This is a genomic window from Paracoccus sp. SCSIO 75233 (assembly GCF_027912675.1).
Lineage (GTDB): Bacteria > Pseudomonadota > Alphaproteobacteria > Rhodobacterales > Rhodobacteraceae > Paracoccus.
In genome coordinates this window covers 1-23,697 of sequence record NZ_CP115758.1, presented here as the reverse complement: position 1 = coordinate 23,697, position 23,697 = coordinate 1, and the positions used below count along the sequence as shown (strand labels likewise).

Annotated in this window: 23 protein-coding genes and 3 pseudogenes; 12 read left to right on the top strand and 14 right to left on the bottom strand. The window is 58.6% G+C overall.

Translation table 11 applies throughout. The features are described 5' to 3' along the window. Window positions 1–18 precede the first annotated feature (18 nt). The 3 genes and pseudogenes from PAF12_RS15955 to PAF12_RS15945 all read left to right on the top strand — a co-directional run bounded on the left by PAF12_RS15955 (window position 19) and on the right by PAF12_RS15945 (window position 2,683). Window positions 19–1,248, top strand: a complete 1,230-nt coding sequence (locus PAF12_RS15955; protein WP_088626526.1) for a site-specific integrase — start codon at window positions 19–21, stop codon at window positions 1,246–1,248. Continuing rightward, window positions 1,245–1,469 (top strand): annotated as a pseudogene (locus tag PAF12_RS15950) (integrase); the annotation flags it as partial. The gene PAF12_RS15955 and the pseudogene PAF12_RS15950, both read left to right, overlap by 4 nt. Window positions 1,470–1,549: 80 nt before the next feature. Then, entirely contained in the window at window positions 1,550–2,683 is a 1,134-nt protein-coding gene (locus PAF12_RS15945) for a hypothetical protein (RefSeq protein WP_271109748.1), read from the top strand. A gap of 199 nt (window positions 2,684–2,882) precedes the next feature. On the opposite strand, the gene PAF12_RS15940 is transcribed toward PAF12_RS15945, so the two are convergent. After that, on the bottom strand, window positions 2,883–3,920 hold the full coding sequence (locus tag PAF12_RS15940) for a nucleotidyl transferase AbiEii/AbiGii toxin family protein (protein ID WP_271109747.1): 1,038 nt from the start codon (window positions 3,918–3,920) through the stop codon (window positions 2,883–2,885). After that, entirely contained in the window at window positions 3,917–4,579 is a 663-nt protein-coding gene (locus PAF12_RS15935) for a DUF6088 family protein (protein WP_271109769.1), read from the bottom strand. Before PAF12_RS15935 ends, PAF12_RS15940 begins: the two co-directional genes overlap by 4 nt. Window positions 4,580–4,810: 231 nt before the next feature. Between PAF12_RS15935 and PAF12_RS15930 the strand changes: the two genes are divergently transcribed. Further along, a complete protein-coding gene (locus tag PAF12_RS15930; RefSeq protein ID WP_271109746.1) occupies window positions 4,811–5,824 on the top strand; it encodes an AAA family ATPase in 1,014 nt (337 codons plus the stop codon). Next, window positions 5,793–8,405 (top strand): S8 family serine peptidase, encoded by a 2,613-nt coding sequence (locus PAF12_RS15925; protein WP_271109745.1) that lies wholly within the window; start codon window positions 5,793–5,795, stop codon window positions 8,403–8,405. The genes PAF12_RS15930 and PAF12_RS15925 overlap by 32 nt, the downstream gene beginning before the upstream one ends. Window positions 8,406–8,492: 87 nt before the next feature. Here PAF12_RS15925 and PAF12_RS19025 read toward each other — a convergent pair whose 3' ends face one another. From PAF12_RS19025 to PAF12_RS15910, 3 genes are all read right to left on the bottom strand, one after another. Continuing rightward, window positions 8,493–8,696: a DUF6527 family protein gene (locus PAF12_RS19025; RefSeq protein WP_368045174.1), complete on the bottom strand. Its 204-nt coding sequence runs from the start codon at window positions 8,694–8,696 to the stop codon at window positions 8,493–8,495. A 160-nt stretch (window positions 8,697–8,856) separates the two neighbouring features. Then, window positions 8,857–10,248, bottom strand: a complete 1,392-nt coding sequence (locus PAF12_RS15915; RefSeq protein ID WP_271109743.1) for a ThiF family adenylyltransferase — start codon at window positions 10,246–10,248, stop codon at window positions 8,857–8,859. After that, window positions 10,248–11,198 carry a multiubiquitin domain-containing protein gene (locus tag PAF12_RS15910; RefSeq protein ID WP_271109742.1) on the bottom strand — a complete coding sequence of 317 codons (951 nt, stop codon included), beginning with the start codon at window positions 11,196–11,198 and terminating at the stop codon, window positions 10,248–10,250. Before PAF12_RS15910 ends, PAF12_RS15915 begins: the two co-directional genes overlap by 1 nt. Window positions 11,199–11,321: 123 nt before the next feature. Between PAF12_RS15910 and PAF12_RS15905 the strand changes: the two genes are divergently transcribed. The 3 genes from PAF12_RS15905 to PAF12_RS15895 are packed head-to-tail and all read left to right on the top strand — an operon-like array spanning window position 11,322 to window position 13,137. After that, window positions 11,322–11,915: a hypothetical protein gene (locus PAF12_RS15905; protein WP_271109741.1), complete on the top strand. Its 594-nt coding sequence runs from the start codon at window positions 11,322–11,324 to the stop codon at window positions 11,913–11,915. Next, window positions 11,912–12,331 carry a hypothetical protein gene (locus PAF12_RS15900; protein WP_271109740.1) on the top strand — a complete coding sequence of 140 codons (420 nt, stop codon included), beginning with the start codon at window positions 11,912–11,914 and terminating at the stop codon, window positions 12,329–12,331. Before PAF12_RS15905 ends, PAF12_RS15900 begins: the two co-directional genes overlap by 4 nt. Next, entirely contained in the window at window positions 12,328–13,137 is an 810-nt protein-coding gene (locus PAF12_RS15895) for an ImmA/IrrE family metallo-endopeptidase (RefSeq protein WP_271109739.1), read from the top strand. The genes PAF12_RS15900 and PAF12_RS15895 overlap by 4 nt, the downstream gene beginning before the upstream one ends. Window positions 13,138–13,161: 24 nt before the next feature. On the opposite strand, the gene PAF12_RS15890 is transcribed toward PAF12_RS15895, so the two are convergent. Next, complete coding sequence (locus PAF12_RS15890; RefSeq protein ID WP_271109738.1) at window positions 13,162–13,785, bottom strand: SMC-Scp complex subunit ScpB; 624 nt, start codon at window positions 13,783–13,785, stop codon at window positions 13,162–13,164. Next, the gene (locus PAF12_RS15885) at window positions 13,782–14,735 is read right to left on the bottom strand and encodes a DUF1403 family protein (RefSeq protein ID WP_271109737.1); all 954 of its coding nucleotides are present in this window, start codon (window positions 14,733–14,735) and stop codon (window positions 13,782–13,784) included. Before PAF12_RS15885 ends, PAF12_RS15890 begins: the two co-directional genes overlap by 4 nt. Before the next feature lie 156 nt (window positions 14,736–14,891). On the opposite strand from PAF12_RS15885, the gene PAF12_RS15880 reads away from it, so the two are divergent. Together PAF12_RS15880 and PAF12_RS15875 are read left to right on the top strand one after the other, a co-directional pair. Next, window positions 14,892–16,007, top strand: a complete 1,116-nt coding sequence (locus PAF12_RS15880; RefSeq protein ID WP_027264267.1) for a tyrosine-type recombinase/integrase — start codon at window positions 14,892–14,894, stop codon at window positions 16,005–16,007. A gap of 58 nt (window positions 16,008–16,065) precedes the next feature. Continuing rightward, window positions 16,066–16,482 (top strand): annotated as a pseudogene (locus PAF12_RS15875) (recombinase family protein); the annotation flags it as partial. Between the two features lie 33 nt (window positions 16,483–16,515). Here PAF12_RS15875 and PAF12_RS15870 read toward each other — a convergent pair. The 4 genes and pseudogenes from PAF12_RS15870 to PAF12_RS15855 form a co-directional block, all read right to left on the bottom strand. Continuing rightward, a complete protein-coding gene (locus PAF12_RS15870; protein ID WP_027264268.1) occupies window positions 16,516–17,034 on the bottom strand; it encodes a type II toxin-antitoxin system YhaV family toxin in 519 nt (172 codons plus the stop codon). Then, window positions 17,031–17,357 (bottom strand): type II toxin-antitoxin system PrlF family antitoxin, encoded by a 327-nt coding sequence (locus PAF12_RS15865; RefSeq protein WP_027264269.1) that lies wholly within the window; start codon window positions 17,355–17,357, stop codon window positions 17,031–17,033. The genes PAF12_RS15870 and PAF12_RS15865 overlap by 4 nt, the downstream gene beginning before the upstream one ends. Window positions 17,358–17,481: 124 nt before the next feature. Then, window positions 17,482–18,240: a hypothetical protein gene (locus PAF12_RS15860; protein ID WP_100160910.1), complete on the bottom strand. Its 759-nt coding sequence runs from the start codon at window positions 18,238–18,240 to the stop codon at window positions 17,482–17,484. A gap of 28 nt (window positions 18,241–18,268) precedes the next feature. Then, a pseudogene (locus PAF12_RS15855) lies at window positions 18,269–18,496 on the bottom strand (hypothetical protein); the annotation flags it as partial. Window positions 18,497–18,928: 432 nt separating this feature from the next. On the opposite strand from PAF12_RS15855, the gene PAF12_RS15850 reads away from it, so the two are divergent. Together PAF12_RS15850 and PAF12_RS15845 are read left to right on the top strand one after the other, a co-directional pair. Beyond that, window positions 18,929–19,279: an MbcA/ParS/Xre antitoxin family protein gene (locus PAF12_RS15850; protein ID WP_027264271.1), complete on the top strand. Its 351-nt coding sequence runs from the start codon at window positions 18,929–18,931 to the stop codon at window positions 19,277–19,279. After that, on the top strand, window positions 19,279–19,791 hold the full coding sequence (locus tag PAF12_RS15845) for an RES family NAD+ phosphorylase (protein WP_027264272.1): 513 nt from the start codon (window positions 19,279–19,281) through the stop codon (window positions 19,789–19,791). Before PAF12_RS15850 ends, PAF12_RS15845 begins: the two co-directional genes overlap by 1 nt. Before the next feature lie 174 nt (window positions 19,792–19,965). Here PAF12_RS15845 and repC read toward each other — a convergent pair whose 3' ends face one another. The 3 genes from repC to repA all read right to left on the bottom strand — a co-directional run bounded on the left by repC (window position 19,966) and on the right by repA (window position 23,425). Further along, the gene (repC, locus tag PAF12_RS15840) at window positions 19,966–21,021 is read right to left on the bottom strand and encodes a plasmid replication protein RepC (RefSeq protein ID WP_027264273.1); all 1,056 of its coding nucleotides are present in this window, start codon (window positions 21,019–21,021) and stop codon (window positions 19,966–19,968) included. Between the two features lie 236 nt (window positions 21,022–21,257). Beyond that, entirely contained in the window at window positions 21,258–22,226 is a 969-nt protein-coding gene (gene repB, locus PAF12_RS15835; RefSeq protein WP_271109736.1) for a plasmid partitioning protein RepB, read from the bottom strand. Then, the gene (gene repA / locus PAF12_RS15830; protein WP_027264275.1) at window positions 22,226–23,425 is read right to left on the bottom strand and encodes a plasmid partitioning protein RepA; all 1,200 of its coding nucleotides are present in this window, start codon (window positions 23,423–23,425) and stop codon (window positions 22,226–22,228) included. Before repA ends, repB begins: the two co-directional genes overlap by 1 nt. Window positions 23,426–23,697: the final 272 nt, after the last annotated feature.

Below are 23,697 nucleotides of genomic sequence, written 5' to 3'. Positions count from 1 at the left end.
CCGTCTGAGGAGACATTCATGTTGAAATTGCACGACGAGCTGATCGAAGAGCTTGCGAAATCGCTCATGGAGCAGAACTACAATCCGGTGGTCGTGACCAACCATCGGCTCTACGCCCGCCGGTTCCTGGACTACCTGGCTGAGCGTGGCATGCCGGTGACGATGGTGACGCCAGCGCAGGTCGATCAGTATTTCCGCCACGCAGTCCTTTGCTTTCAGGATCGCTACGGTCGTCCGCCCAGCTCACGCTGGCACAGGCTGCCGCAAACAGCGATCGGCAGGTTGCTCCGCCTCGCCCAAGGCACGTGGCCGCCTGAAACAGAAATCGAATCGGGTGCGATGCTCCGGCACGCCATTTGCCATGATTACGGGAACTGGATGCGTGACGAACGCGGTCTGTCAGATGCGACGATCGACGCGCGCTCACGGGAGGCGCGGCGCTTTCTGGATTGGTACTTCTGCCGCAGCGGCGCCGACGATCTCTCGGCAATGGCCGTGCGCGATATCGATCACTACATGGACATGCGCGCCATCGGTCTGCGCCGGATATCGCTCTCGGGTTCTGCCGCATGGCTCCGTTCGCTGCTACGCTATCTCCATCAGTCGGGGCGGGTTCCGACCGATCTGAGCCCACAGGTCATCGGCCCCATGCTCTATGCCTACGAGGATGTTCCCTCGATCCTGAGCCGCAGCCAGATCGATCTGGTTCTGGAGGCCACCGGCAGAGACAGGTCGCCGAGGGGCCTGCGCGACCATGCCATTTTGCTGATGCTTGCCACCTACGGGTTGCGGCAAGGCGAGATCTGCAATCTCCGGCTCGACGACATCGACTGGCGCGCGGATTCGCTGCGGATCCGGCACACCAAAACCAATGCCTGTTCCACCATGCCGCTTCTGACGCCGGTCGGCGATGCGCTGCTTGACTATCTGCGTGCCGGGCGCCCGCAGGTCGAATGCCGGGAAATCTTCATCCGCTCTCTTGCACCCTATACCCGGATGACGAACTTGCACGGCATGGTCAAAAGACGTCTGGCGGCAGCGGGCGTCACCCCGGTGGGAAAACGTGGACCGCATATCTTCCGCCACGCGCGTGCGGTTGAACTGCTGCGGGCGTCGGTTCCGCAAAAGATCATCGGCGACGTGCTCGGGCACCGATCAACCGAGTCCACCAACACCTATCTCAAACTTGCCACCGAAGATTTGCGGGCGGTAGCGCTCGACGTGCCCGGATCGGAGGTGCTGTCATGAGCGCCTGGCACGATCCCGATCGCACCATCATCGACGCCTTTCTGGAGAAGTCGCAGTTCCGGCCGGGAAGCAGACCCACGTATCGCTGGTTCCTTCGCAGCTTCGAAGATGTTGCGCTCCGGCACCCTGCAGTGGATCGCCAGATGATCGAAGACTGGTTGGGCGAAATGGCACCGCGCTGGAAATTGTCGACGCTATTGAACCAGGTCTGCATCGTTGACAGTCGCCGATCGTGGTCGCTTGGAGTCGGCGGTTGGTCGAGCGAGTGCGGGAATATTTCGTCGACGATTATGAACTCGGGATGATCGAACCGCTACTGCGCGTAGCGCGACCAGAGGCGCGCGCCGAGGTGTTCGAGCAGCTCTACGGCCTTGTCGACACCGGCGCCCGGGTCGTGATAGCGGCCGATATCGCCGACGATTGGAATCTACTGACCCAAGATGAGCACAACCGATTCATCGCTTGGGTCGGCGAGCCGCGGAGCGACCGTCGTTGGGTGGACGCCACCCTCCTGACGCGGCGCGACGTCAATCCTGCGATCATCGAAGCGATCACCGGTTGCCAAGATCTTGCGGGTCGCGATGCGGCGCAAATGGAGGCACTTGTCGGTCCTGGAAGGTTTGAGGCTTGCATCCGGATGTTCGTCGGTGTGCCGCAACCACTATGGGCATATGGCAAGCACCACAGCGCCAAGAAACTCTGGACACCGATTATCCACGCGATCGCAGCTGACCCGGGACATCGGCTATTCGAGGCAGCCTTCGACGATACTCTTTCGTTTGCAGATGAGGCGACGATCGAAAAGATCGTCGGACGGATGCCGTCAGAAGGCCTGCCGCAGGCATTTTCCAACATGCTGGCGGCCAAAGTCCGGACGGTGGGGGACTGGCATTGCGAGGCTTGGGTGTCGTTGTTGGAGCGAGGCGAGCTTGACGGTCTGCTCGAGGATTGGTTCGTGCGCATCGATCAGAAGCTGGACGGAATTCTGGAAGACGTTCTCGATTCCAAACGATGGCTCGCATCGAGTCGCTTCGCAAAGCATGTTGATGAATTGGTGCGCGCCGATATCATCGCGCTTACTGAGCTCCACCGAATTGCAGATGTTGCGGCGAGGTTCAGGACTGCGCCGCAAGCCGAGAGGAGGGCGGAGGAGAACGTCACGCTGGCTCTAACGATGCTATTCGACGAAGAGATGAAGCAGATTCTTGCAAACCCGCCGAGGCTGCACGGAACTTGGAGTCGCATCGGGGGATTTGCGAAGGAATTCAACGCGAGCGCAGAGATGAAGAATCGGATCGAGGTCCAACGCTTGGCGGCGGTCGAGCGCCACCACGAGCTCAGGCGAGCCGAGAAGGACTACAGCGTCGGTATAGCGCTCGAGGGCTGGGTGGACCCCGCTCAAGATGCCCGCTGCCGAGGAGCCAAGGGCGCGTGACCTACAACGAGATTCTTCCTCCACCATCCCCTTTATGCAGACCATTTTTTGGAGATTGTGTCCCTTATATGTTTCGAGGCGTAGCCCTAATTAGACGTTGATACCTCGGACATAACCCGACATGGACCAAGGCAGCCTATCAATGTCACGCGATCTGACACAGAGGCAACTCCTCGTCAAACCTGACGCAAGTCCACCATCAGCCGTTCAACCTGTCCTCGATCTCGTCGATCGACGATAGGATATCCCCGAAATCGGGGGCGTCACCAAAGATCATCGCCCTAGTGTTGTCGTAGTCCCGGGCCAATCGATCAATCATGTGGCCTACGGGCCGAAGGGCGTACGTACCGGGTGCGGCGGCTGCGAGGTCGTAATCCGGTCTACTGAAGAACGTTCGGGCATGCTCAATGCAATCCGCACCGAGAGCCAGATCGGCGACGGCCGAGGCGCCAACATCCGAGAGCAGGAGCGAATGCAGATCGTAGTAATGTCGGGAAATCCGCTGCCCGTCCTGGCGAAGTTCGCCGCGCCGCTCGAACCAGTTGCGCAAGCCGTGAACAATCACGATCTTGTCCCAGAAGGTTCGCTCGGCATGAATCGTCGTGACATCCGGCACGCTAAGATCCAGTGCTTCGAGATCAGCATCGATATAAGGACCAATGGTAACGGGACGGTTCGGATCAAGTGCGGATTTCGCGCCTGACTCGATCTTGACTGCGGCCTGCACATATCCGGTCTCAGATGCATCCACCCGCGGATACCAGACCAGCAGCGTTTGAGAACTTGGATCGCTATCGTCGATCTCGACGCGACCCGTCCCCCCCGTGTCGGCTACCAGAATTTCAGCGACGGCCTCCAGAAGCTCTGTGGTGATATAGCGGCTGCAATCCGCTGCAATCGCGTCAAGAGCAGCCTTCCGCTTCTTGTTGGAAAGTGCCGCGATCTCAGCAGTGCTCCCAGGGTGACCGAGGTCATCTCTGAAGACGGTGACGTCAATGTCTTCCGAGAACCGGTTGATCAGACCATAGGCCTTTGAAAGCGACGTGCCGCCTTTGAAGAGAAGGCGCGGGCCGCCCTTCGGCAGCCGATGGTAGAGGGTGTTGAGTGTCCAGCACACCCAGAAGTCTTTCTCGATGTTGATCAGGGGTGAACCGAGCCGCCGGGCCGTCGTGAGGAAGAGGTCAGCGCGGTCAGCGGGCTCCGCGCGGATGACTTCCAAGAACGCCTCTGTCGTCATGTGTTTCTCTCCGCACCTGCCGACATGATCGGTTTGCGCAGGATGTCCTGCATCCATATCGGCATGGCCGAGAGACCGATACGAAGGTCCTCGGTTAGTTTTGGCCCCCCGTCACTATCGGTAAGGAGCTTTCGAATGGTCCGATCGACTTTCGAGCGCTCGGTCTCAGCCCTCATGGTATCGTGGACCCAATGCAGTGCCTGAACAAGATACATTCCAGGGCGTCCCGCCCAATACAAACGACTGGGCGCAGCATGCTTGAAGACAATCTTTTGGTTGCCCAGTTCGATGGGTTTCAGGCGGGCATCGACCAGGACCTCAATCTTGGCTGGAACGGCGTTTGTCAGTCCGAGAGTGTTGGCCGCGGTCATTCCGTCTACGACAAAGCGCGCCTTGTCCCGCCGTGCGACAGCTTCTATGACAGCGCGATAGTCCGGTGCCGACGGTTTCCCGGTCAGTTTGTTGAGTCGCGGCTTGTCGTAGAGGCCGCGTTCGATACGACGGAGCTCGCCGGACTTGGCAAGCCGTTGGAGGGCCTTGTCGACGGCCTCGCGCGAACCGGCATCCGCAAAATCTCCCGGCGTCCAAACCTTGGCAGGTTCGGCACTGATCCGATCAAGGATCTGAGTGGGCAAAGCAGCAGGTGATCTAGCATCCATCATGTCCGAAGATTACCGCATATTTCGGACATACGCGAGTCCGAAGTTTGCTACATATTTCGGACATCCAAAGCCTGACAGCATGGTACGAAGAATTCAGCAAATTGCATGTGTCTCATTATCAGCGCCTTTTCCTCTGAATCCGCGTGAAAACCTAAGTATCGGGTGACTTTCCGCCCGATCCGTCTATGATTCAGATGGGAAGCATGTTGAACATTTTTAAGGCGGGTCATGGCGAGAAGCGACCTCATCATCGATTTGGTTAAGGCCGGGGTGTCCGGGGATACAGACTCCGTTCGCGTTACAGCTGAAGCAATTGCCGCTGACGAGCGATCGAAGAAGCATACTGGAGTCGCGGATCGGATTTCAAAGGCACTGACCGTACCGCCAAAACCAGGAGTTAACGGGCGCTCATCGCAGCCGGCTATGCGGCTCCGAGACGGTTCTGGCGGAATACAGCGACGTGAGCCCGAGCGCCCGATGTCGAGCTTGTTTCTGGACAAGAAGGTTCAAACTGCCTGCGGTGAACTCATAGAAGAACAGCATCGGGCCGATGTTCTTAGAGCGCATGGGCTGGAACCACGGCACAGGTTGCTACTCGTTGGGCCGCCAGGAAACGGCAAGACCTCTTTGGCCGAGAGTCTTGCTTACGAGTTAGCCTTGCCTCTGTTCGTGGTGCGTTACGATGCAATCATCACAAGCTACCTCGGCGACACAGCGACGCGACTTCGGCGCATGTTTGATTTCGTACGCACGGAACCATGCATTCTATTTTTCGACGAGTTCGACGCCTTGGGAAAGGAAAGAGGAGACCTCCACGAAACAGGAGAAATCAAACGCGTTGTGACGACGTTGCTGCTACAACTTGATGATCTTCCGTCATATTGTGTCCTTGTCGGCGCGACGAACCACCCCGAATTACTTGACCGCGCAACCTGGCGAAGGTTCGAAATCAAACTGGAACTCGGGAAACCAACAGATGATCAGATGACAGATTACTTTGCTCTCCGGATGAAGGAGTTCCACGATAACTTCGGGTATACCGCCAAACGCCTACGTGCCGCGATTTGCCCAAAGAACTTTTCCGAGGCCGAAGACTTTTTTATGGATATTCACAGGCGTCGTGCACTGGCACAGGGAAACGTCACCTTCCGTACTTTGGTCAAGGACCGTATAGGCGCATGGGCCTCACAGCATGGAAGTGTGACCGGGGATGACAGATCGACCGATCCTTCGACTGCCTAATCCCGAACTCACCGTTCGTCTGAAAGGTTCGCCAGACCGGCGCCGACGCCCGCGCGGCGCCGGTCGCCAAGGTCAGGACGCGCGATTTGGCGAAGCATTCAGGCGTCTGGAAGAAGCCTTCCAGGGTGAAGCGCCGGATGTGCTTCTTCGCCAGGATCCTTCCGGCATTGCGCCAGAACGAGCGCTTGTTTTTGAGACACTGCTGCCCATCCAGAACTTTCAGAAGGCCACCGCGCGCATCGGCTTCGAGTTGCTCATCGAGGACCGGCTCGACGATAATTACGAAATCCCGGACGAGCTCGTTGATGAATATGTTGCTGCTGCCGCACCAACGCTCTATGCGACAATGCCCTCAGCAGCAGACCTTCAACGCATGCTGCAGCTTTGGCGCGCCTACCAAAACGACGAGGAAAAACCATACGGGCTGGCTCCATGGTGGCAGCTATTCGATTTGCTCGCGGACATCCGCCCTTGGGGACCGCAGGACCGGTTGACGCCCCAGGCCCAAGCGGAGCTGCTCAAGCAACTTGCCGACGATGACGCTGTGCCAATGCGTCTCGAGCTGGAGATCTGGCCGACAGCAAACCGCGCGCAACGGAACAGATGGCAAACGGATACGCGGGCGCGGGTTGAGGCACTGGGCGGAGAGGTTGTGCGAACCAGCTCGATCAATCTCAATGGGTTCATCTATGAAGCGGCGCTCATCGACATGCCGTCAGGTGCTGTTCGGGCGATGCTTGAAAATCCGTTCGCTCCCGACGGTCTTGCGACCATAGACGGGCTGCAGTTCGTGCTCCCCCAGACCGTAGGTCAGTCTCTTCCCGATCTCTCGGACGACGAACCCGATACCGATTTCGGCGATCTTACACCCTTTGATCCCAACGCGCCCGTACGAGCCGTGCTACTTGATGGCACACCGATCGCCGGTCATCCTGCCCTGGACGGTGGCGTCGATATCGAGGACGTTCACGATCTGGTACGCCTCTCGCAGGTGCAGCACCGACGCCACGCGACCTCCATGGCATCGCTGATCCTAAGAGGCGACCTTGTTGCTGATGGCGCCCCTCTAAATGGCGCTCGTCTGCTCGCCATACCAGTGCTTGTCGACGGGGCGGATGGCGCCTCCTCGCCAGACGATCAGTTGTTTGTCGACCTCGTCCACATCGCACTAACGCGCGCGTTCTTGGGTGACGATCCACTGGCACCGGAAGCATTCATCGTCAATTTCTCGATCGGCGTGCGTGGATCGCATTTTGCAGGTCGGATCAGTTCGCTTGCACGGCTACTTGATTGGTGGGCGGAGAACCAAGGTATCCTTTTTACAGTCTCCGCAGGCAACGTTCCGGACGGCTTGGTCGTCCCCAATATGAGGTCCATTGACTTCGAGGATGCTGGTCTTGAAGCGCAAAAAGCCCATATCGATGCGGCCTTGCGCGTCGCGCGACATACTCGAACGCTTCTTGCACCCGGCGAAGCGGTGAACGTGGTCACTGTTGGCGCGGCCTCTCGGGACCTCACCGACCCGACGATGCCGCTGCCGGCAGGCATGATTTCTCTGGACGGCGGTGAGGGTGTTCTAACTGCCGTCTCGTCAGGGCTGGGCCTCGGCGCCTTTCGGTCGATCAAACCCGACTATGTCCACACGGGTGGCGAGCACGATCTACGCATGTCTCCGATCGGCGCCCATCTGCGGCTAACCGTCCCCAACCAGTATCAAAGGTCGGGTCTTTATGCGGCAACCGTGCAGCGGGGTGCAGCCTCTCAATATCGTGTCAGAGGGACGAGCTGCAGCAATGCTTTGGCAACACGCGCACATGTCAATGCCGCTACCGAACTCATGGGCGACGACGGACCCTTCGAAGGACAGAATCTCGGCAGACGCGATCTTGCCCTGATTACCAAAGCATTGGCCGTGAACGCAGCTCGATGGCCGGAGAATGCGATTGCCTACTATGAGTCGGAACGGGCGCGGCTCAATGGCAACCATTCGAACGCACGCGAGGAGGTGTGTCGGCATTTTGGTCACGGGGTGCTGAATGAAGTCTTCATGCGGGAAGCGCCGGACTATGGCGTCACGTTGATTGGCACTGCAACCATTCGCAAAGACCGTGCGGCTTTGTTCGATGTTCCTCTGCCACCCTCGCTTGCCGGTGAGCGCTTGGGCCGTTCCATGTGGGTAACGATTGCCTGGTTCTCTCCGGTCCTTGCAACCAGAGCTAGATACCGTCTGGCGCTTCTGGAAGCGGTGCCGCATGGAACCGATCTCTTGGGGAATTTGATCGAGGATCAGGGCTGGAACCTCGACATGCGGGCCCGCGAACTGGACGCGAATATCATCAAGAGGGGTACTGTCTGGTCTCGACGCCTGATTCAAGATGGTCCGATTGTGCCAAACTACGGTCAGGGTGCGGTGCTTCCCATACGTGTTCAATGCCGGGACAACTCCGGCGGAGGTCTCAGTCCAGACGAAGAGATACGCTTCGCGATCGCAGTGACCCTCGAATTGGAAGTGGAAACCCAGTTTGATATCCGCAGCGAAATCGAGGACCTTATCCGGGTGCGGCTACGCGAGGCCGGGTAGCGCATGTGCTCACTACAAACCGGGACCCAGGCGGACCGGGAGCCTACCTGAGTCTTGAGATTTTTTTTTACATATTCCTCCCCTGTACTATGGGTGACCGCATCCGCTGTTCCGGCACCAAGTGACTGCCCCTTTTCGGATCCAGAAGTGCGCCCTGCAGGCGTTGCGTTGATGCACCGAAGGGGAGAGGGAAGGTCGCCCGAGCCAATCACGGTTGACGGACCAGTGCGGCCGCCGATTGGACACAAGTGGCAAGCGCATGATGTTACCACACCCACCAGGGCAGGCCATGACCGCCCATTTCAGCTTGTCTCGGTCGCCGACAAGGATGACGTCGCCAGGCGCAATTTCCTCAGGTGACGGCTGCTGTTCCAAATATCTAAGCAGGACGGCCGGTCGATCGACAAGGCGCAGTGTGACCAAACAGGTACGAAGGATGTCTCTGATCATCTTAGGCCACCCGGTCTAGGAACGGGGTGATATCGCCGATCCCCCAGATTTCGCTTTCGCCGCAGATCGGACAGTCCGGATCGATCTTAGCACCGGTGCGCCGGTCTTCGGGAACCTGAAACCGCCGCAGCCGCTGAGTTGCCGACCCGCCTGCACCGCGAAAACCGGTCATGAGCTGTAGCATCTCTTCCATGGCCATGGTCGCCACCGAAGTCGTCATCGAAATGAAGGCCGGTTCCGGATTGCCGCCGCCCAGAATGTAGCCGTCGTCAGCCTGTTGAAGGAAAGCCTCGGGATCACGGCGCCGGAGTTCCTCTGCGCGGGCACGGGAAGGGTCGACAATGTTTCGGCACAACAGGCATGCGGCGCCTGGATGGAGCGTCGTGACGCGTCCGGTCATGTCACGAATGCCCATGTCGGTTCTTTCGATGGCAAGCCCGATATCGACGACGGGGATCTCATAGAAATAGGCAAAACGGTTGAGCAGGAGCCGTCCAGCGTGATCGTCCGTACAGCAGAAAATCAGATCAGCAGAGACTAGAAGATCGCGATGTGCGGCATCTAAAATATTTCCCTGAATGCCGATGGCTCCCGTTTCAAGCCCCATCCCATTGATGTGATCGACGATAACCTCGGCCTTGGCCCGGCCTATATCGCAAACCCGTGCACCGTGAAGACGGTGCAGATTGGTGTCCTCGACGATATCGGGATCGATAATGACGGGACAGCGCACCCCGGCACGCGCCAGCATCACCGCCAAGGGCGAGCCGGTCCCTCCTGCTCCAACGATCAAGACGCGCAACGCCCGAATTTGATCGTTGAAGAGATCACCAAAGACCCGGGCCTGGCGATCGAGATCGCTGCCGTGCGCCGCAACAATGGGGTGTCGATCCATGATGCGCACCTGCGATCCGGCGATCAATACTGTCGCGGCTTGAGTCATGCAGTCCCCGTGCCAAACCCGTGCTTTCAGGGTGTCGTCCGGCAACACCAAGAGGCTGACAAAACCCGCCTCCGGACCGTTCCGGTTCCGGGTTGCCTGCGTTAGTGCCTTATCGTTCATGTCATCTTGCATTGAGAATGCGGAGTACCCGCTCGGATGGCCGTGCAGGAAACCAGGTGTGAGACCTTCACACTGGGCTTGGCGCAGGATCGGCATGAAGGTGTCGGTCTTCACCGTAATGTGTTTCGGCGAAGACGACACGGTATCTGTCACGGCGAAGGGCTGGATATGCCGGAGGATGTAGCGGTGACGCGGCTTGGTATTGACCGGATCCCGGGTCACCCGCGCGGAACTGAACAAGGCCCAGGCGCCACCTTCTTTGGCGCCGTTGAATGCGGCCTGTCGCAACGGCTCCAGGAACCGCTGCGGGACAATGACGTCATAGTCCATTAGACCGCCTCCCGCAGGGCATGCTCGACGCGCTTGATCATCGTCCAGATGCCGTCTTTGCCAGGGCGCCATTGGGAATTGTGCCGAGACCAACGCTGCCAGGTGATGCCGGAAAAGGGCTGTGGAATATCGGCGCATTTCGGATAGGCTCCGTTGGAAGCCCTACGGAGCCAGGGGTGGCAATAGAACATGTCGGGCGGCGCGTCGGGATAACCGGCGGGCAGAATGATCAGGATGTCCGTCCGTCCGACATCGAAGCCGCCGTCCGGCAGAACAAAATCCTTCAGGACGATCCCGACCTGATGCTTGTCGTTGATCACCTGAAATCCCGGTGCCGCGGCTGACAGATAGATCTGGTCGCGGCGGGGCAACGCCCCGCCACTCTGCGCATCGCCCGCCGTGGTCTGCTCGATGACCGTGAAGAACCGCTCAAGTCCGTCTGCGCTCAAATCCACCAACTGGTCGTTGGAGATCGGAAGGTCTTCGCCACCTCGAACCTCACGCCAAAGCGCATAGGTTGCGGGATCAACGCCAGCGATCTCCTTCAGCCTGAGACCGGTGATGAGCTTGGTTCCCCATTCGATCCGCTGACCGTCAATCTCAAACCGATACGAAGCGGAGCTCTCGAAGGTGAGGAACCGCTCGGCACCCGGCCGGGTCAGATCCACGGTCTCATCCAGCCTGATCTCTTCGAAGCCACCGCCCCGAAGCACGAGGAAGATAAGATACTCATCGAGCGGTTTCTGCTCGGTCAGCGCCAAGAGCTGACGACCGGTGGGTTTGGGATCGTCGATGCGATAGCGCACGTCATCGATGCGGATGCGAAAGCGCGTCGCAGTGGGATCATGGCGCCCTTCGCGGGCGCAAGCTTCAAGGTCAAGAAAAGTGTTTTCGTCAGTCATGGGTCTAAGTCCTCTTAAGATGTTGTGGCGATTGCCGCTCACATCCACAAAGGCTTGTGCTCACATTCGATTCCGACACAGCAAAAATATATGCTGTAGGTGTCCGAATCGGCGCTGGTCATGCGCCTATAGGAGTGTCCCACCATCAATGAGGAGGACGGAACGTTGGGCGTGATTAAGCCTGTTGACATCAAGGAGACGGAAGAACTCCGGGACGAGCTTGGCGCGCTATGCCTCACCGATAAGGCTCGTTTGTTGAAGATCGCAAAGAAATGGGCCGCAGTCTCCGGCGACATCGAGCCCGAGGATCTGCTGCATGAAGCCATGATGAAGGCAATTGAAGAGAACCCCCGATATCGCCGGCGCTGTCCCAAGGGAGTCGAGCTGGTGACCTTTCTGGCGAATGCCATGCGCTCGCTTGCCGACAATCGCATCGAATGGCGTAAACGGCGCAAAGACGCACTCGCCGCCGAGGTATCGCACCCGGAATACGATCTTCTGACTGCCCTTACCGCAGATGAAACGACCCGGACCGGCGAACAGGAGTTGCTGCATGCCGAACATGAGGCGGCGTTCCATGCCTTTCTCGAAGAGCAGTGCAAAGGGTGTGAAAGAACCCACCTTGTTTTGCTCGGTGGGTTTGATGGCCTGCGAGGTCAGGAGCTTTGTGACTTCGCTGGCGTGACAAAAGAGGAGCTAGCCACGATCCACCGGCGCATTGCCCGAATGATGGATCGTTTCAAGAAAGAACGGAGTCAATCATGACGACCAAGTCCAAGCGTGAAGAGCTGTTTGATCTGACGGATAATGTCGTCGATGCAATTCTCAGCATGAGCGACGAGGAGATTCTCGCAGATCTCGAAGATGATGGGATCGCTGCTGAAGATGCAGGACGCGCATTCGACAGTCTGCTTGACAGTGCACAGATGAAAGCGGGACGAAAAGCGCTTGCCCGCGCGCGCGCCGAGATGAATGCGGATCGCCTAGCATCTTCTCAGTCCTGGAAAGTCACTGCTGACGATGCGCGCGTCATCGTTGCACGGATCGCGCGTGACGTGCCAAGCCTGACACAGGCCGCACGAAATGCCTGCGCTGGTCCGATGTCTGATCGCGAGGTTCTCGATCTTTTGGCAGATTTTCGAGAGCTTGGCGTCGCATTACCAGGAGAGGGCGACCCGTGAAAGCGCTATCGGATGCCGAACAACATCTCGTACGATACGGGGTCACCGAGCCCGGCCAAATCGACCTGGAAACGATCGCCTGGACCATGGGTGCGAAGGTCCGGTACCGCCAATTGGAGAGCTGCGAGGCGAAAATCACAGGGGTCCAGGACAAGGCGATCATCACCGTGGATGACCGTTTTGGGGTCCGGCGCGCACGGTTCTCACTCGCCCATGAAATCGGCCATTGGAAAAGACATCGCAATCAGATCTTAGCCTGTGCCAAACAGGATATCGGCTCGGCAAATGGTAAGGCCAAGGTCAAAGAGCGCGAAGCGGATCGCTACGCCGCGGAATTGATCATGCCTCGATTTTTGTTCCTACCGCGCATGAGGGGCATTGGAAGGACCTCCTTCAACGCAATCGATGAGCTCGCTGAGGCTTTTGATGTCAGCCGCAAGGCAACCGCATTGCGCTTTGTTGACCTGAGCGCGGCGGAAACGATGCTCATCTGCTATGGGCCAAATGGTCGGAAATGGTTCCGGAAATCGTCGTCCTGGCCAGACAGCTGGATGCCGCGGAAGGACCACGATCCCGATACGGGCGTCATGGACTTGCTGTTTGCTGGTGAGAACGAAACCACTCGCGCACATCTACATCCCGCAAGCGGGTTCTTCGGTCACTACAAGGCCGCGGAGTTCAATGTCTATGCTCACTCGGTGATATCGGGATCCCGAACGCATTCGGAACACAAGGAAGTACTCACACTTTTGATCCCAGAGACCGTCGACATGTTCACGTCAGGCACCCTTTCGACACGCTGGTAGGCGTTTCGACGTGGGCCAGTCACGCTATCTTGTCGTTTGGACTTCCTCCCTTGCGGATGGCAGCTCCAGCTCCGGCAGATCTCGCAGGCTCTGCAGATCGAACGTCACCAGGAACGTCTCGGTCGTCACGAACGTATGCGGTGCCCCCGGCCGCGGAGACCGCGGGCCGCTGGCGATTAGTTCTTTGTAGCGCAACCGGGCCAGCAGATCGCGGCTCACCTCCTTGCCGAAGATGTCTGCGAGACCGGCCCGGTCGATCGGCTGATGATAGGCGATGGCGCAGAGCACCCCCATCTCCATCTCGGTGAAGCCAAGCGACTGCTCGCCCAGATCGGCAGCGGCCTTGATGGCATCCGCGAACTGGGTCTTCGTTCGGAACATCCATCCGCCGGCAACCTGTGCCAGCTCATAGGGACGGCCGGTGAGTTCGGCCTGGATGTCGTCGATGAGCATCTCGACCGAGGCCCCCTGCCCCACCACGCACGCAAGATCCTCGCGGCCGACCGGCGCGGCACTGGCGAAGAGCACCGCCTCGATCCGCCCCATCCATTCGCGCCAGCGCAGCTCCTGTGGCCGATCGTCAAGCTCCCGGTCGAAGACGGCGCCGCCCTCCTCCGCCGGTTTCCGTTTCCTTGTCGCGACCGTCATGATGCGATCCCGTAGAGCCGGAAGGTCGGCCGCCCGGTCAGTTCCCGTGCCACGCCCAGCTCGACCAACCGATCGCAGAACCGCCGCGCGGCGCGGTCGGTCATCGGGATCGAGGTGCCGCGAATGCGCGGCGACAGCATCGACGCCGGCGCCACGGCATCCTCGGTCAGGAACAGGTCCACTGCCGCTGTCGATCCCTTCGCACGCAGCTTCGGCGCGATGGCGCGAAGCGCTTCCGCCCGACGGGCCAGATCCCGCGCCAAGCGGATCGACTCTTCGATGGCCTCAAGGATCCGCATCTCGACTGCCAGATCGGCCCCCTGCCCTTCTGCGGTAAGGTCGCGCAGAGCCGCCTTTGTCAACCGCTGCGCCGACACCGGCAGCAAGGTCTTCCAATTCAGCGCCCGCGCCAGGACGATGTCCGAGAGCAGACAAGCGATCCGTTCCGCCCGGTCGTCTGCCTTGAGCACGGCTTGCAGGGTGGTCACACAGCCAGCCAAGGGTCCGTGGGTCCGGGCGCGTTCCTGTCCGGCGTCCAGCCAGACACCCTCCTCGCCTGCGAGGTGCGCGCCGATCAGGTCTGCGATCTCGCCGGGTCCGTTCAGCCGAAGCCGCACGGCCTCGCGCCAGAACGCCAACAGATCGCCATCCGGGCCCCGCGCCTCGCCCGGTGGCGTCAGATGGTAGGCGTCGCGGATGTCCGCCTCCCGCGCCATCCGTCCTTCCAGTTTCGAGGTGGCCGTCGCCGCACTCAGTGCCAGCCGGTTGGCGAGCAGTTTCACAGGCACACAATGCCTGGGATCGCTGATCAGCTGGTCGAGCACTGTCAGCGCGGCTCCCGACCGAAAGGCCACAGTTTCAAGGGTTTCCGCACGCCCGGAGGTGACCCACGCGGGAAGCTGCGATAGGGTGGCCAGGTCGTCCGAGATCGTGGCGGGCAGGTATGTCATGCCCAAAGCTACACTCTCGCGGCGCTTTCGTCCACAATATGATGTAGAAACCGCCCCACTCTACTGCTCTCCGCTATGTCCAATAAGTTTGCATTATCGGATGTGAAAAGATATGCTGGGAAGCAGTTCAATTTCATTGCCGGATTCAGTGAAAATATGCCCTCAGAGACCGAGAAATCGACGCCAACGCCCTCTGGTGAGCCTGATGACGATCGCGTCGACGCTAGCGATCAAGAGGAAAACGATGACATCGCCCTGCCCTCCCATGTCGCGGGTTCCGGCACGCTCGATCGACTGGTGGACACCGCCCGAGATTACGCCCGCGCCGCGGCTTCAGAGAACACGCTGAGGGCCTATGCGAAAGACTGGGCGCATTTCGCGCGATGGTGCCGAATGAAGGGCGCGGAGCCATTGCCCCCCTCTCCTGAGATGATCGGGCTTTACCTCGCCGATCTGGCCTCCGGGTCAGGCTCCTCCCCTTCGCAGTCGGCGTCCCGACCCCTGTCGGTCAGCACGATCGACCGCCGCCTGTCCGGTCTCACCTGGAACTACGCGCAGCGCGGGTTCATTCTCGATCGCAGGAACCGGCACATCGCGACAGTTCTGGCGGGCATCAAGCGCAAGCACGCGCGGCCGCCAGTCCAGAAGGAAGCGATCCTGGCCGAGGACATCCTCGCGATGGTGGCCACCCTGCCCTATGACCTGCGCGGGCTACGCGATCGGGCAATCCTTCTGCTTGGATACGCCGGAGGCCTCCGCCGATCCGAAATTGTCAGCCTGGACGTGCACAAAGACGATACACCGGATTCCGGCGGCTGGATCGAAATCCTGGAGAAAGGCGCCCTCCTGACCCTCAACGCCAAAACCGGTTGGCGCGAAGTCGAGATCGGCCGCGGCTCCAAGGATCAGACCTGCCCTGTTCGTGCCCTTGAGCAATGGCTGCACTTCGCGAAGATCGACTTCGGCCCGGTCTTCGTCGGAACCTCGCGTGATGGCACACGGGCATCCGAAACGCGGCTCAACAACAAACATGTGGCTCGACTGATCAAGCGCACGGTCCTCGACGCCGGCATCCGATCAGAGCTGCCCGAAAAGGATCGCCTCGCCCTCTTCTCTGGCCACTCTCTGCGCGCCGGTCTCGCCAGTTCGGCCGAGGTCGACGAGCGCTATGTCCAGAAGCAGCTCGGACACGCCTCGGCCGAGATGACCCGCCGCTATCAGCGCCGCCGCGACCGGTTCCGGGTGAACCTGACCAAGGCAGCCGGTCTCTGATCGCGCGGTCATTCGGTCGTTTATTAGTGTTATCTAAAATTGCAAATGGCCCGTTTTCATGCCCCTGATAGGCTATGCGCGCGTATCCACAGAGGATCAGACCCCCCTGCCCCAGTCCGAGGCGCTGCAATCGGCGGGATGCGCCGAGATCTTTGAAGAGCACGCCTCAGGCGGCAATCGTGCGCGTCCGGTGCTTGCACGTGTGCTGGAGCGGATCGGCAAGGGCGACACGCTGGTCGTCGTCCGGATCGACCGCCTCGCGCGGTCTTTGTCGCACCTGCTGGAGGTGATCGAGCGGCTGGAGGCCAAAGGTGCCTACTTCCGGTCCCTGCAGGACCCGATCGACACTGCATCGCCGCAAGGCAAGTTCACACTACAGGTCCTCGGTGCCGCGGCCGAGTTCGAACGCGCGCTAATCCGCGAGCGTACCAAGGCGGGTCTTGCCTCTGCGCGCGCCAAAGGGCGCGTTGGTGGCAAGCCGACATCGATCTGCATGGAGATGTAGGGGTTACCGATCGGGCGCCGCTTCAAGAGACGTCTCGAACCGCTTGTCCGCCGTCGCCGCTTCTTTCAAGAGCGCGTCGAAATCGTCAGGTGGATTTCCATCTTCCAGCATCCCTTTGAACGTCGCATAGGCATCCGTCTTGCTGCCGTAGGCGCGCAGGGTCTTATCGTCGTTCACCCAGGCCACCACGATGACCTTCGCATCGCTGTTGAACCGGTAGAACAACCGATACTGCTGGAAGAATTTCGCCCGGAACCAGTGCTTGCGGTGATCCCCGAGCGTGCTGCCTTGCCGGTAGGCTGCGGCACTCGGATCTGCCGGTATGGCCTCGGTGACCAGCTTGAAGATGGCGGCCAGCCGTTTCGTCGGGTTTTTCTTGCGCCAGGTCTTTGGATCGCGTGCCTTACGCGCCTCGACTTCCTCGATCAGCCCTTCGAGCTGGTCCAGAAAGAGCGGATGCGCATAAATCGACCATCCGTTTACGACAAGGGGCGCTTGGGCGGGCACGCTATCGCCGCTTATTCATCCTCGAGCGATAGGGGCGCATCGAGATCGACGTCAACGTCTCCGACCAGTGCTGCAAGACGATCATGCAAAGCCCCATCGAACGCCCGAATGCGGTCCGGATGCGCCTTGATATCGGCCTCGACAAAATCGAGAAACGCGCCGAGCGCGGGATCATCCTCTTCGGCGCGCACGGGCTCGATATAGACCCTGCCACTCGGCTCGGTGCAGTAGCGAATCTGGTCGCCCTTGCCCAGCTTGAGCTGCTTGCGCACACCCGCCGGCACGGTCGTCTGATACCGGTCCGTGAGTTTCGAGACGTCTTGTGCGAGCGCTGTCATGGCAGTCTCCTGAAAGAAAAGGGGCTTTGCTGACCGCAATAGGTAATGCACTTGCATTGTCTTGTCAAGACAAGCCGCAGGATCTGCTGTCGCCCGCAGGTCGATGAACCGTCCGGCGCAGCACCTATTCTCGCCCCGCGAGATACTCCGCCAGCACCGGGCTGGCAGCACCTTTCGCGGAGCTGAGCAGCTCCGAACCCGCAAGCGTGGCCTTCGAGAGGCGTACGAGCCCACCGGTTTCCTCGATCCGGTAGCAGCGGCGTTTTTGCCGCCCCCGCTTGTAGTGGGTCGCGGTGACGATCTGGCAGGTGCTGCCGTCGGTGAGCGTCACCGGTTTTGCGAGCTTGATCTTGTCGCCTTCGGCGTAGTCAGGGATCGCGGCCCAATCCCGGCAGCGCTGGCGCCAGTCCCGGGCGTAGCTGTCCGGGTCTTTCAGATCGGAGAGAAGTTCGATCAGCGCAAGGGGCGCGCGCGACGCGTTCGGGCCCGCGCTTTCCTCCATATCCTTGTAGCCCCAGCAGCCGTCATCGTATCGGGTGAGGAAGACAGCCCCGAAAGTGATCGAGCCATTCGCATCGGTCACATAGGTCGCATCCTCGACAGGGGTGCCGTCAAGACTTGTGACCTTTGCCGCCGCATACCAGGTGGAGCCAACCTTGCAAGCCTTGACCAGTTCGGTTCTGCGCCTGTCGCTCTCGAAGTTGCAGAGCCGGGTGGTCGTGCCATCAATGCCGTTCGAGCGCAGATGCACGCCATTGCCGACGATGAGGATCAGGGCGGGCCGGTCAACGGGTCCGTTCCAGTTGGGCAGGAAGGTCTTGCAGGCACGCGCGTGGGCGATCTGCGCCGCGACAGCGGAGGTGGAGAACTTGAGAATAGCCATGGGGATGTCTTTCGGTTGAGTGTGGGAAGGTCCAACCGAGTTGAAGGAACGTTCCGCCTTCTCCGAAGATGACATGGGCATTCGGCAGCGTCGCCGCCTGCCTGAGATAGGCGAGATCGCGGAGAACGGCCTTCCGCTCGAGCTGCCGTGCCAGCCCTGTCTGACCGGCTCGGCGCAGCTCTATATGCCGCCACCAAGAGGCAGCGGTCGCGCGTAACACGCGCAAGACACCTGATTGCATGGGAATGCCCTTCATCCGTAACGGCAGACCGGAACCCGGCCCGAACTCGTCAGAGGCACCCCAAAGGCCCTCATCCGTCGGTCACAAAAACCCGAAGTCCACTTTCCCTTTTCACTAGCCAACTGGTCCGGGGTAACTGCCGAGGGTCCGACACCACCGCGGACCCCCGTGACTGGATGCAGTAAGTGGCGGTTCCGATCCAAGATCGGCAACTCCGGTCCGACTGCTGCAGCCTTTCTCATATTATCAATAACTTATCTGACGTTCTCGATCGGCAAAAGCGCTCTAACGGCGACTTCTCAAGCCCAAAAATCAGGATTTGCTTCGTTCAGAGCAATGCAGCGTTACGGATTAGCACGGGAAACGAAGGCGCAGTATCTCCTATCAACTTGAAATTCAGCAATATTGTCGCTATATACCGTCAGTATCACTGTAGGAGCATAGATCATGCATATCACGAACTTTGCTGAAGCTGGGCAATTCGAACCGCGCAAGATCGCCGCTGTGCTACGCACATCAGCAGAAGAGATCGCATTGACCGTCGGCTTGGGCAAAGACGCGTTGCAGAGGCGAGCCCGCATTGGTTCGGACAAGACGCAGCGCCGCCTGCGCGAATTGGTAGAGGTGCTGAACAAAGTCGAACCCCGCTTCGGCTCGGAACTGATGGCCTATGCATGGTACCGGTCAGAGCCCCTGCCCGGCTTTGATGGCCGGACAGCCATGCAGCTGGTGCAGGAAGGCAAAGCTCAGCAAGTTCTGGAATACATCGATGCGGTCGATGCGGGCGTCTTTGCCTGATGCCGCTGAAAGATGGACGCTACTCAGGGCCGCTCTACCGCGCCCTGAACGCCGTCTATGCGCGTGAACCTTTGTCCGGACGGGGCGCCGAACTCTATGGAGGGCGCTTTAATGCCAAGGGCACCCCTGCCCTCTACACCTCGCTGGATCCCGCGACCGCTCTTAGAGAAGCCAACCAGGTAGGCAGCCTGCAACCCACGATCCTGGTGTCGTACAATGCCGACCTGGGGCCAATTTTCGATACCCGCGATCAGGACAGGCTCGAACGGTATGGTGTGACAGCGTCAATACTTGCCGACCCTGCATGGCGCATGAAGATGCTCGACGGTCAACCTGTGCCGACACAGGATTTAGCAAGCGCCCTTATAGCGGATGGGTTTGCGGGGTTCCTGATCAAGAGTTTTGCGAAGGGTGCGTCGTCATCGGACTTCGACATCGTCCTGTGGGCTTGGGATGGCAAGGGCGGTTCACTTGACGTCGTGGATGACGAAGAACGGCTGTCACGAATGTGAGGTGTGAGACTTGGTGCCGGATCTGTCCACCGCGGTGGACATCGACCGGACGGAGGAACATGGAATGACCGCGCAGTATCGCCCTATTGGAATTTGGCTCGGTGGCTTTGATGCATGTGGAGAGACCACGCGTAATTGGACTAGTTGCCAGTCAGACGTCCACCGCGGTGGACACTAGGCGGGTTGCATAGCAGTTTTGGATAGACGATTGATCAAAGCCACTGGATCAAACTGGTCTTGACGTTGGCCCAAGGTAATACTGTGAAAATACGCTCCAAAGTCCCTGATGCGTCTTCCAAGTTGTAGCATGATGAAGATGGCGCATGACGCTTTCTGAGCTCCTACTGCATTCTTGGCTTTTTCGAATGTATCTGGGTGAACCCCCATCATGGGTGCAAGTGTTCGAGCATGGTTTTCAATGTCCAACCAGTTTCTAAGTCTCTCTGTGGAGAACGACGTCGCTTGATCGCAAACTGAGGTTAGCAAGTCTGGTTTCAGAGCTTCATTGCCTATGTTGCTATCTAAATCTTTTTTTTCTTCTTCAGACTTAGATTGGTGCCGGACAGTTTGTCCGTCATTGGCGGGCAATTCCACAGTTTCTGGTGGGTCATCTGGTGTACTCAAATTCCGGCATTCTTTGTCCGTGTCAGCGAGCAGCGCGTGGTATTCGGGCAGGCTCAGCTTCCTGCGTAGAGCTCTCCGTGCGTGGGTGATGAATGTGTTGCAGGGATCATGCTTTTCCAAATTGGCGAGCTTTGTAAGGATCTGTTTGCGGATAAATATCCGATCCCGCCGGTTATTTTCCATCTCATGTGCGATGGCGATAAGCTCGCTTGCACGTTGGATGAGGGGGGTTAGAGACAGTCCATAGCTGATGCATTCCCCGCTGGACGAGCGAACGCGGTATCGCTTCCGGTTCGAGCTATCATTGCGTTTGATGAAACCGAGTTCGACGAAGCGGTTGATGTGTCTGCGGAGTGTCCGTTCGTCGATACCGCCGACGCGCTGGCAAATCGAGTCGTTGGACGCGAAAACCGTTTCGCCGTGGCCGGGCTTCAAGAAACTGAGCATGGCTTGAAGTGTTTGGATATGGCCAGGACGCAGACCGAATACGCTCCGTGCATCTCTCAGTGCCCTGAAGATGGTCCAAATGTCGGTTTCAGCCGCAGAAATTGAGCCGCTTGATGCAACAGCACCAGCGGTTTTGATCGATAGTTTTGTAAATGCCATGGTTTGTTCACGACGACCGTTCGGCCCACAGCTTCCCAGTCTTTTCCCGAGATTTTGCTCAGGAAAAGGCAAAAAAAACCGTCCACCGAATCGGTGACTCTTGACCGGTTTGTTGGAGGTTGCTACATCATGAGTGCTAATCGAATGATGAGGGCTCTCCAGGGGAAACTTTGGGGGGCTCTTTTCTTCTGGTCTTCGCTTTTCTCCTCTGCTCGCGTTACTCTGTGTGGCTTGGGTTAGGACCCAGAGCCGCTCTCATTCCGCCACTGTTCGAAGATCTGCAAAAGCGCTGCCTCTGCGCGCTCTTCGAGCCATTGGCCGAATTCTGGGTTGTCCTTCTTGGCGATCTTGATGGCGATCGTTTTCTGATCGACCGTCAGCGTTCCCACAGAGCTACCGTCCGCATCTTTGACGACGGACTTTAGGCTGCCGTTGGCTTGCTTCTTGTCGCTACGTGCCTTGTTCGAGCAAGCCGAGTAGACTGCCTGAAACTTTTCCGCGCTTGGAGTGTCGTCGGGCAGGGCGGCAATCACTTTTCTGGCCGTGTTCACCAGATCTATCTTTTTCGAGAAAGCAGCCAGATCACCCCATTGCCGTCGTCCGATGCCATGTGCCGGCCCTATCAACTGTACAAGCCCTTCTGGCAGTTGCTCTATGACGACGCGATGGTTGGACACGCCCTGCCGTGTCAAACCGAGAGCATCCTGGATGACGTTTGGCTTGTAGCCTGATTCCTGCATCTCTTTGATAAAAAGAGATTTCTCAATGAAAGACGGGTCTAGTCGGAGATTGTTCTCTTGGCCCTGTGCGATCAGAGATGCGTCGTCATCCAAAGTTCGGACGATCGCCTTGACCGTTCCACCGATCATGCGGATCGCTGCAAGCCTGCGTCGGCCGTAGATGATACGGTATCTGTCCGGTTGGGCCGATGGACGGACCATAATTGGCACTTGTTGCCCATGCTTGCGAATGCTTTCGGCCAACTCATCAATACTGGAATCCTCCAGCACTAACCGATCGCGCAGACCATCCATCTCAATCTGATCGGGCTCGATGTCCCGAATGGAATTCGCGGTGATCTCGCGCAAAGAGTCGCGCAATCCGCCAACAGATCCTGGCAATTTTGCCGCTTTTGGCGCGGTAGGGGAGGGGGCCGCGCTCTCCTTCTCGTCCTTTGGTGGCTGATTGAAGATGTTTCGGGCCATCAGCGGCGCCCCCATGCCATTTGGATTGTCTGTTCCAACTCATCTCCAACGCCGTTCACGCTGGTCAGAGCGCGATCAATCGTTTTTCTGATGAATTGGCTCGGATCAACTTCGTAGACGGTTTGCTGGGTCATACCAGCGTCTGAGATCGCCGTAGATTTCAGCATTGGTTCAGTCATGACCTGTCCGGCCAAGATCGATCTTAGGTAGCCCGCCATCTGCGTCTGAGGCCCGTCCGACGGTTCGTATCTCGTGATCAAGAACTTTACGAAGTCCCAGGTCACGCGCCGGCCAATGGCTTCTTCCACGGCCTTGACCGTTTCCGAAGCAAGTTTCAGAAACTGGCTCATGGAAGCGATGTCGAGCATGCCAGGTACCACGGTTACCAAAAGTCCCGTTGAGGCTGCCAACGCCGTAAGGGTCAAGAAACCAAGTTGAGGTGGGCAGTCGATCAGAACGATGTCGTAATTCGCCTCTACTTCCTCAAGCGCTAAGGCGAGACGCTCCGCAAATATGGGCTGCACCCGGCGGGCGAGGGCATTTGCCGTCTCAGTTTCGTATTCCGAGAGCATCAAGCCCGCTGGGACCATATCGAGCTTATGGAAGTAGGTTTTTTGGATGACGGCTGAGAGCGGAACTTGCTCCTCATATCTCAGGGCATCATAGATTGTGCCGCCTTCGGCGAACTCGAGCTCAGGCCGAAAGCCGAAAAAGGTGGTCAAACTTGCCTGCGGATCGAGATCCAAGACCAACACTCGGTAGCCTCGCAAGGCATACCGTTGTGCAAGATGTATCGTTGCTGTCGTTTTTGACGATCCGCCTTTGAAATTGACGACCGATATTACCTGGAGACGATCGCCCTCTCGTCGACCAGGGCGGTAACTTTCTACGTTCTTTCCAGTGCGCCCTAGAATATCACGCAACTCATCAATCTCTTGGGCTGTGTAGAACCGGTGTCCGCGGTTGTCTGTATGCACTTCCGGGAAGCTGCCGTCCTTGTGCCGGTTGCGCAGGTTAGATGTGCTTACGCGCAGGAGGCTGGCGACCTCGGTTGAACTGAAACGGCGCAGGGACTTTCGTTCTTCGGGCTCGAAAGCGATCTTCATCTGGCGATCCAAAGATTCAGCCAGATTGTCGGCAAATGCTCCGATGTCGGAAGAGCCTATGCCTTGCGCGTATCCAACGTTACGATCATCCATGTCCTGCCGCCCACTCTCGGCCTCTGTTGAGGCTCTTGGTCATTCTGACGGTGTACAGCGCGTCTGACGCGTTTTGCCGTCAGAACGGGAATGCCACGATCAAGTGAGTCCGGCAAGAAGAATCTAGATGTAGTGTGAAAGTTATCCACAGCACCAATACGTAAGTCACATAAAGATACCCGCAAGTTTTTGATTTTATGGTAATAAATCCACAAGACCGTGCTTCAGGCCACTCATGAGCATTTTTTGGACGGTATTGGCTAAACCCATGC

Bases quoted from the DNA above. Each gene is read 5' to 3' on its own strand.
- PAF12_RS15955 (WP_088626526.1), top strand. From the start codon at position 19: ATGTTGAAATTGCACGACGAGCTGATCGAAGAGCTTGCGAAATCGCTC.
- PAF12_RS15945 (WP_271109748.1), top strand. From the start codon at position 1,550: ATGATCGAACCGCTACTGCGCGTAGCGCGACCAGAGGCGCGCGCCGAG.
- PAF12_RS15940 (WP_271109747.1), bottom strand. From the start codon at position 3,920: ATGACGACAGAGGCGTTCTTGGAAGTCATCCGCGCGGAGCCCGCTGAC.
- PAF12_RS15935 (WP_271109769.1), bottom strand. From the start codon at position 4,579: ATGGATGCTAGATCACCTGCTGCTTTGCCCACTCAGATCCTTGATCGG.
- PAF12_RS15930 (WP_271109746.1), top strand. From the start codon at position 4,811: ATGGCGAGAAGCGACCTCATCATCGATTTGGTTAAGGCCGGGGTGTCC.
- PAF12_RS15925 (WP_271109745.1), top strand. From the start codon at position 5,793: ATGACAGATCGACCGATCCTTCGACTGCCTAATCCCGAACTCACCGTT.
- PAF12_RS19025 (WP_368045174.1), bottom strand. From the start codon at position 8,696: ATGGCCTGCCCTGGTGGGTGTGGTAACATCATGCGCTTGCCACTTGTG.
- PAF12_RS15915 (WP_271109743.1), bottom strand. From the start codon at position 10,248: ATGGACTATGACGTCATTGTCCCGCAGCGGTTCCTGGAGCCGTTGCGA.
- PAF12_RS15900 (WP_271109740.1), top strand. From the start codon at position 11,912: ATGACGACCAAGTCCAAGCGTGAAGAGCTGTTTGATCTGACGGATAAT.
- PAF12_RS15890 (WP_271109738.1), bottom strand. From the start codon at position 13,785: ATGACGGTCGCGACAAGGAAACGGAAACCGGCGGAGGAGGGCGGCGCC.
- PAF12_RS15885 (WP_271109737.1), bottom strand. From the start codon at position 14,735: ATGACATACCTGCCCGCCACGATCTCGGACGACCTGGCCACCCTATCG.
- PAF12_RS15880 (WP_027264267.1), top strand. From the start codon at position 14,892: ATGCCCTCAGAGACCGAGAAATCGACGCCAACGCCCTCTGGTGAGCCT.
- PAF12_RS15865 (WP_027264269.1), bottom strand. From the start codon at position 17,357: ATGACAGCGCTCGCACAAGACGTCTCGAAACTCACGGACCGGTATCAG.
- PAF12_RS15860 (WP_100160910.1), bottom strand. From the start codon at position 18,240: ATGGCTATTCTCAAGTTCTCCACCTCCGCTGTCGCGGCGCAGATCGCC.
- PAF12_RS15850 (WP_027264271.1), top strand. From the start codon at position 18,929: ATGCATATCACGAACTTTGCTGAAGCTGGGCAATTCGAACCGCGCAAG.
- PAF12_RS15845 (WP_027264272.1), top strand. From the start codon at position 19,279: ATGCCGCTGAAAGATGGACGCTACTCAGGGCCGCTCTACCGCGCCCTG.
- repC (WP_027264273.1), bottom strand. From the start codon at position 21,021: ATGGCATTTACAAAACTATCGATCAAAACCGCTGGTGCTGTTGCATCA.
- repB (WP_271109736.1), bottom strand. From the start codon at position 22,226: ATGGCCCGAAACATCTTCAATCAGCCACCAAAGGACGAGAAGGAGAGC.
- repA (WP_027264275.1), bottom strand. From the start codon at position 23,425: ATGGATGATCGTAACGTTGGATACGCGCAAGGCATAGGCTCTTCCGAC.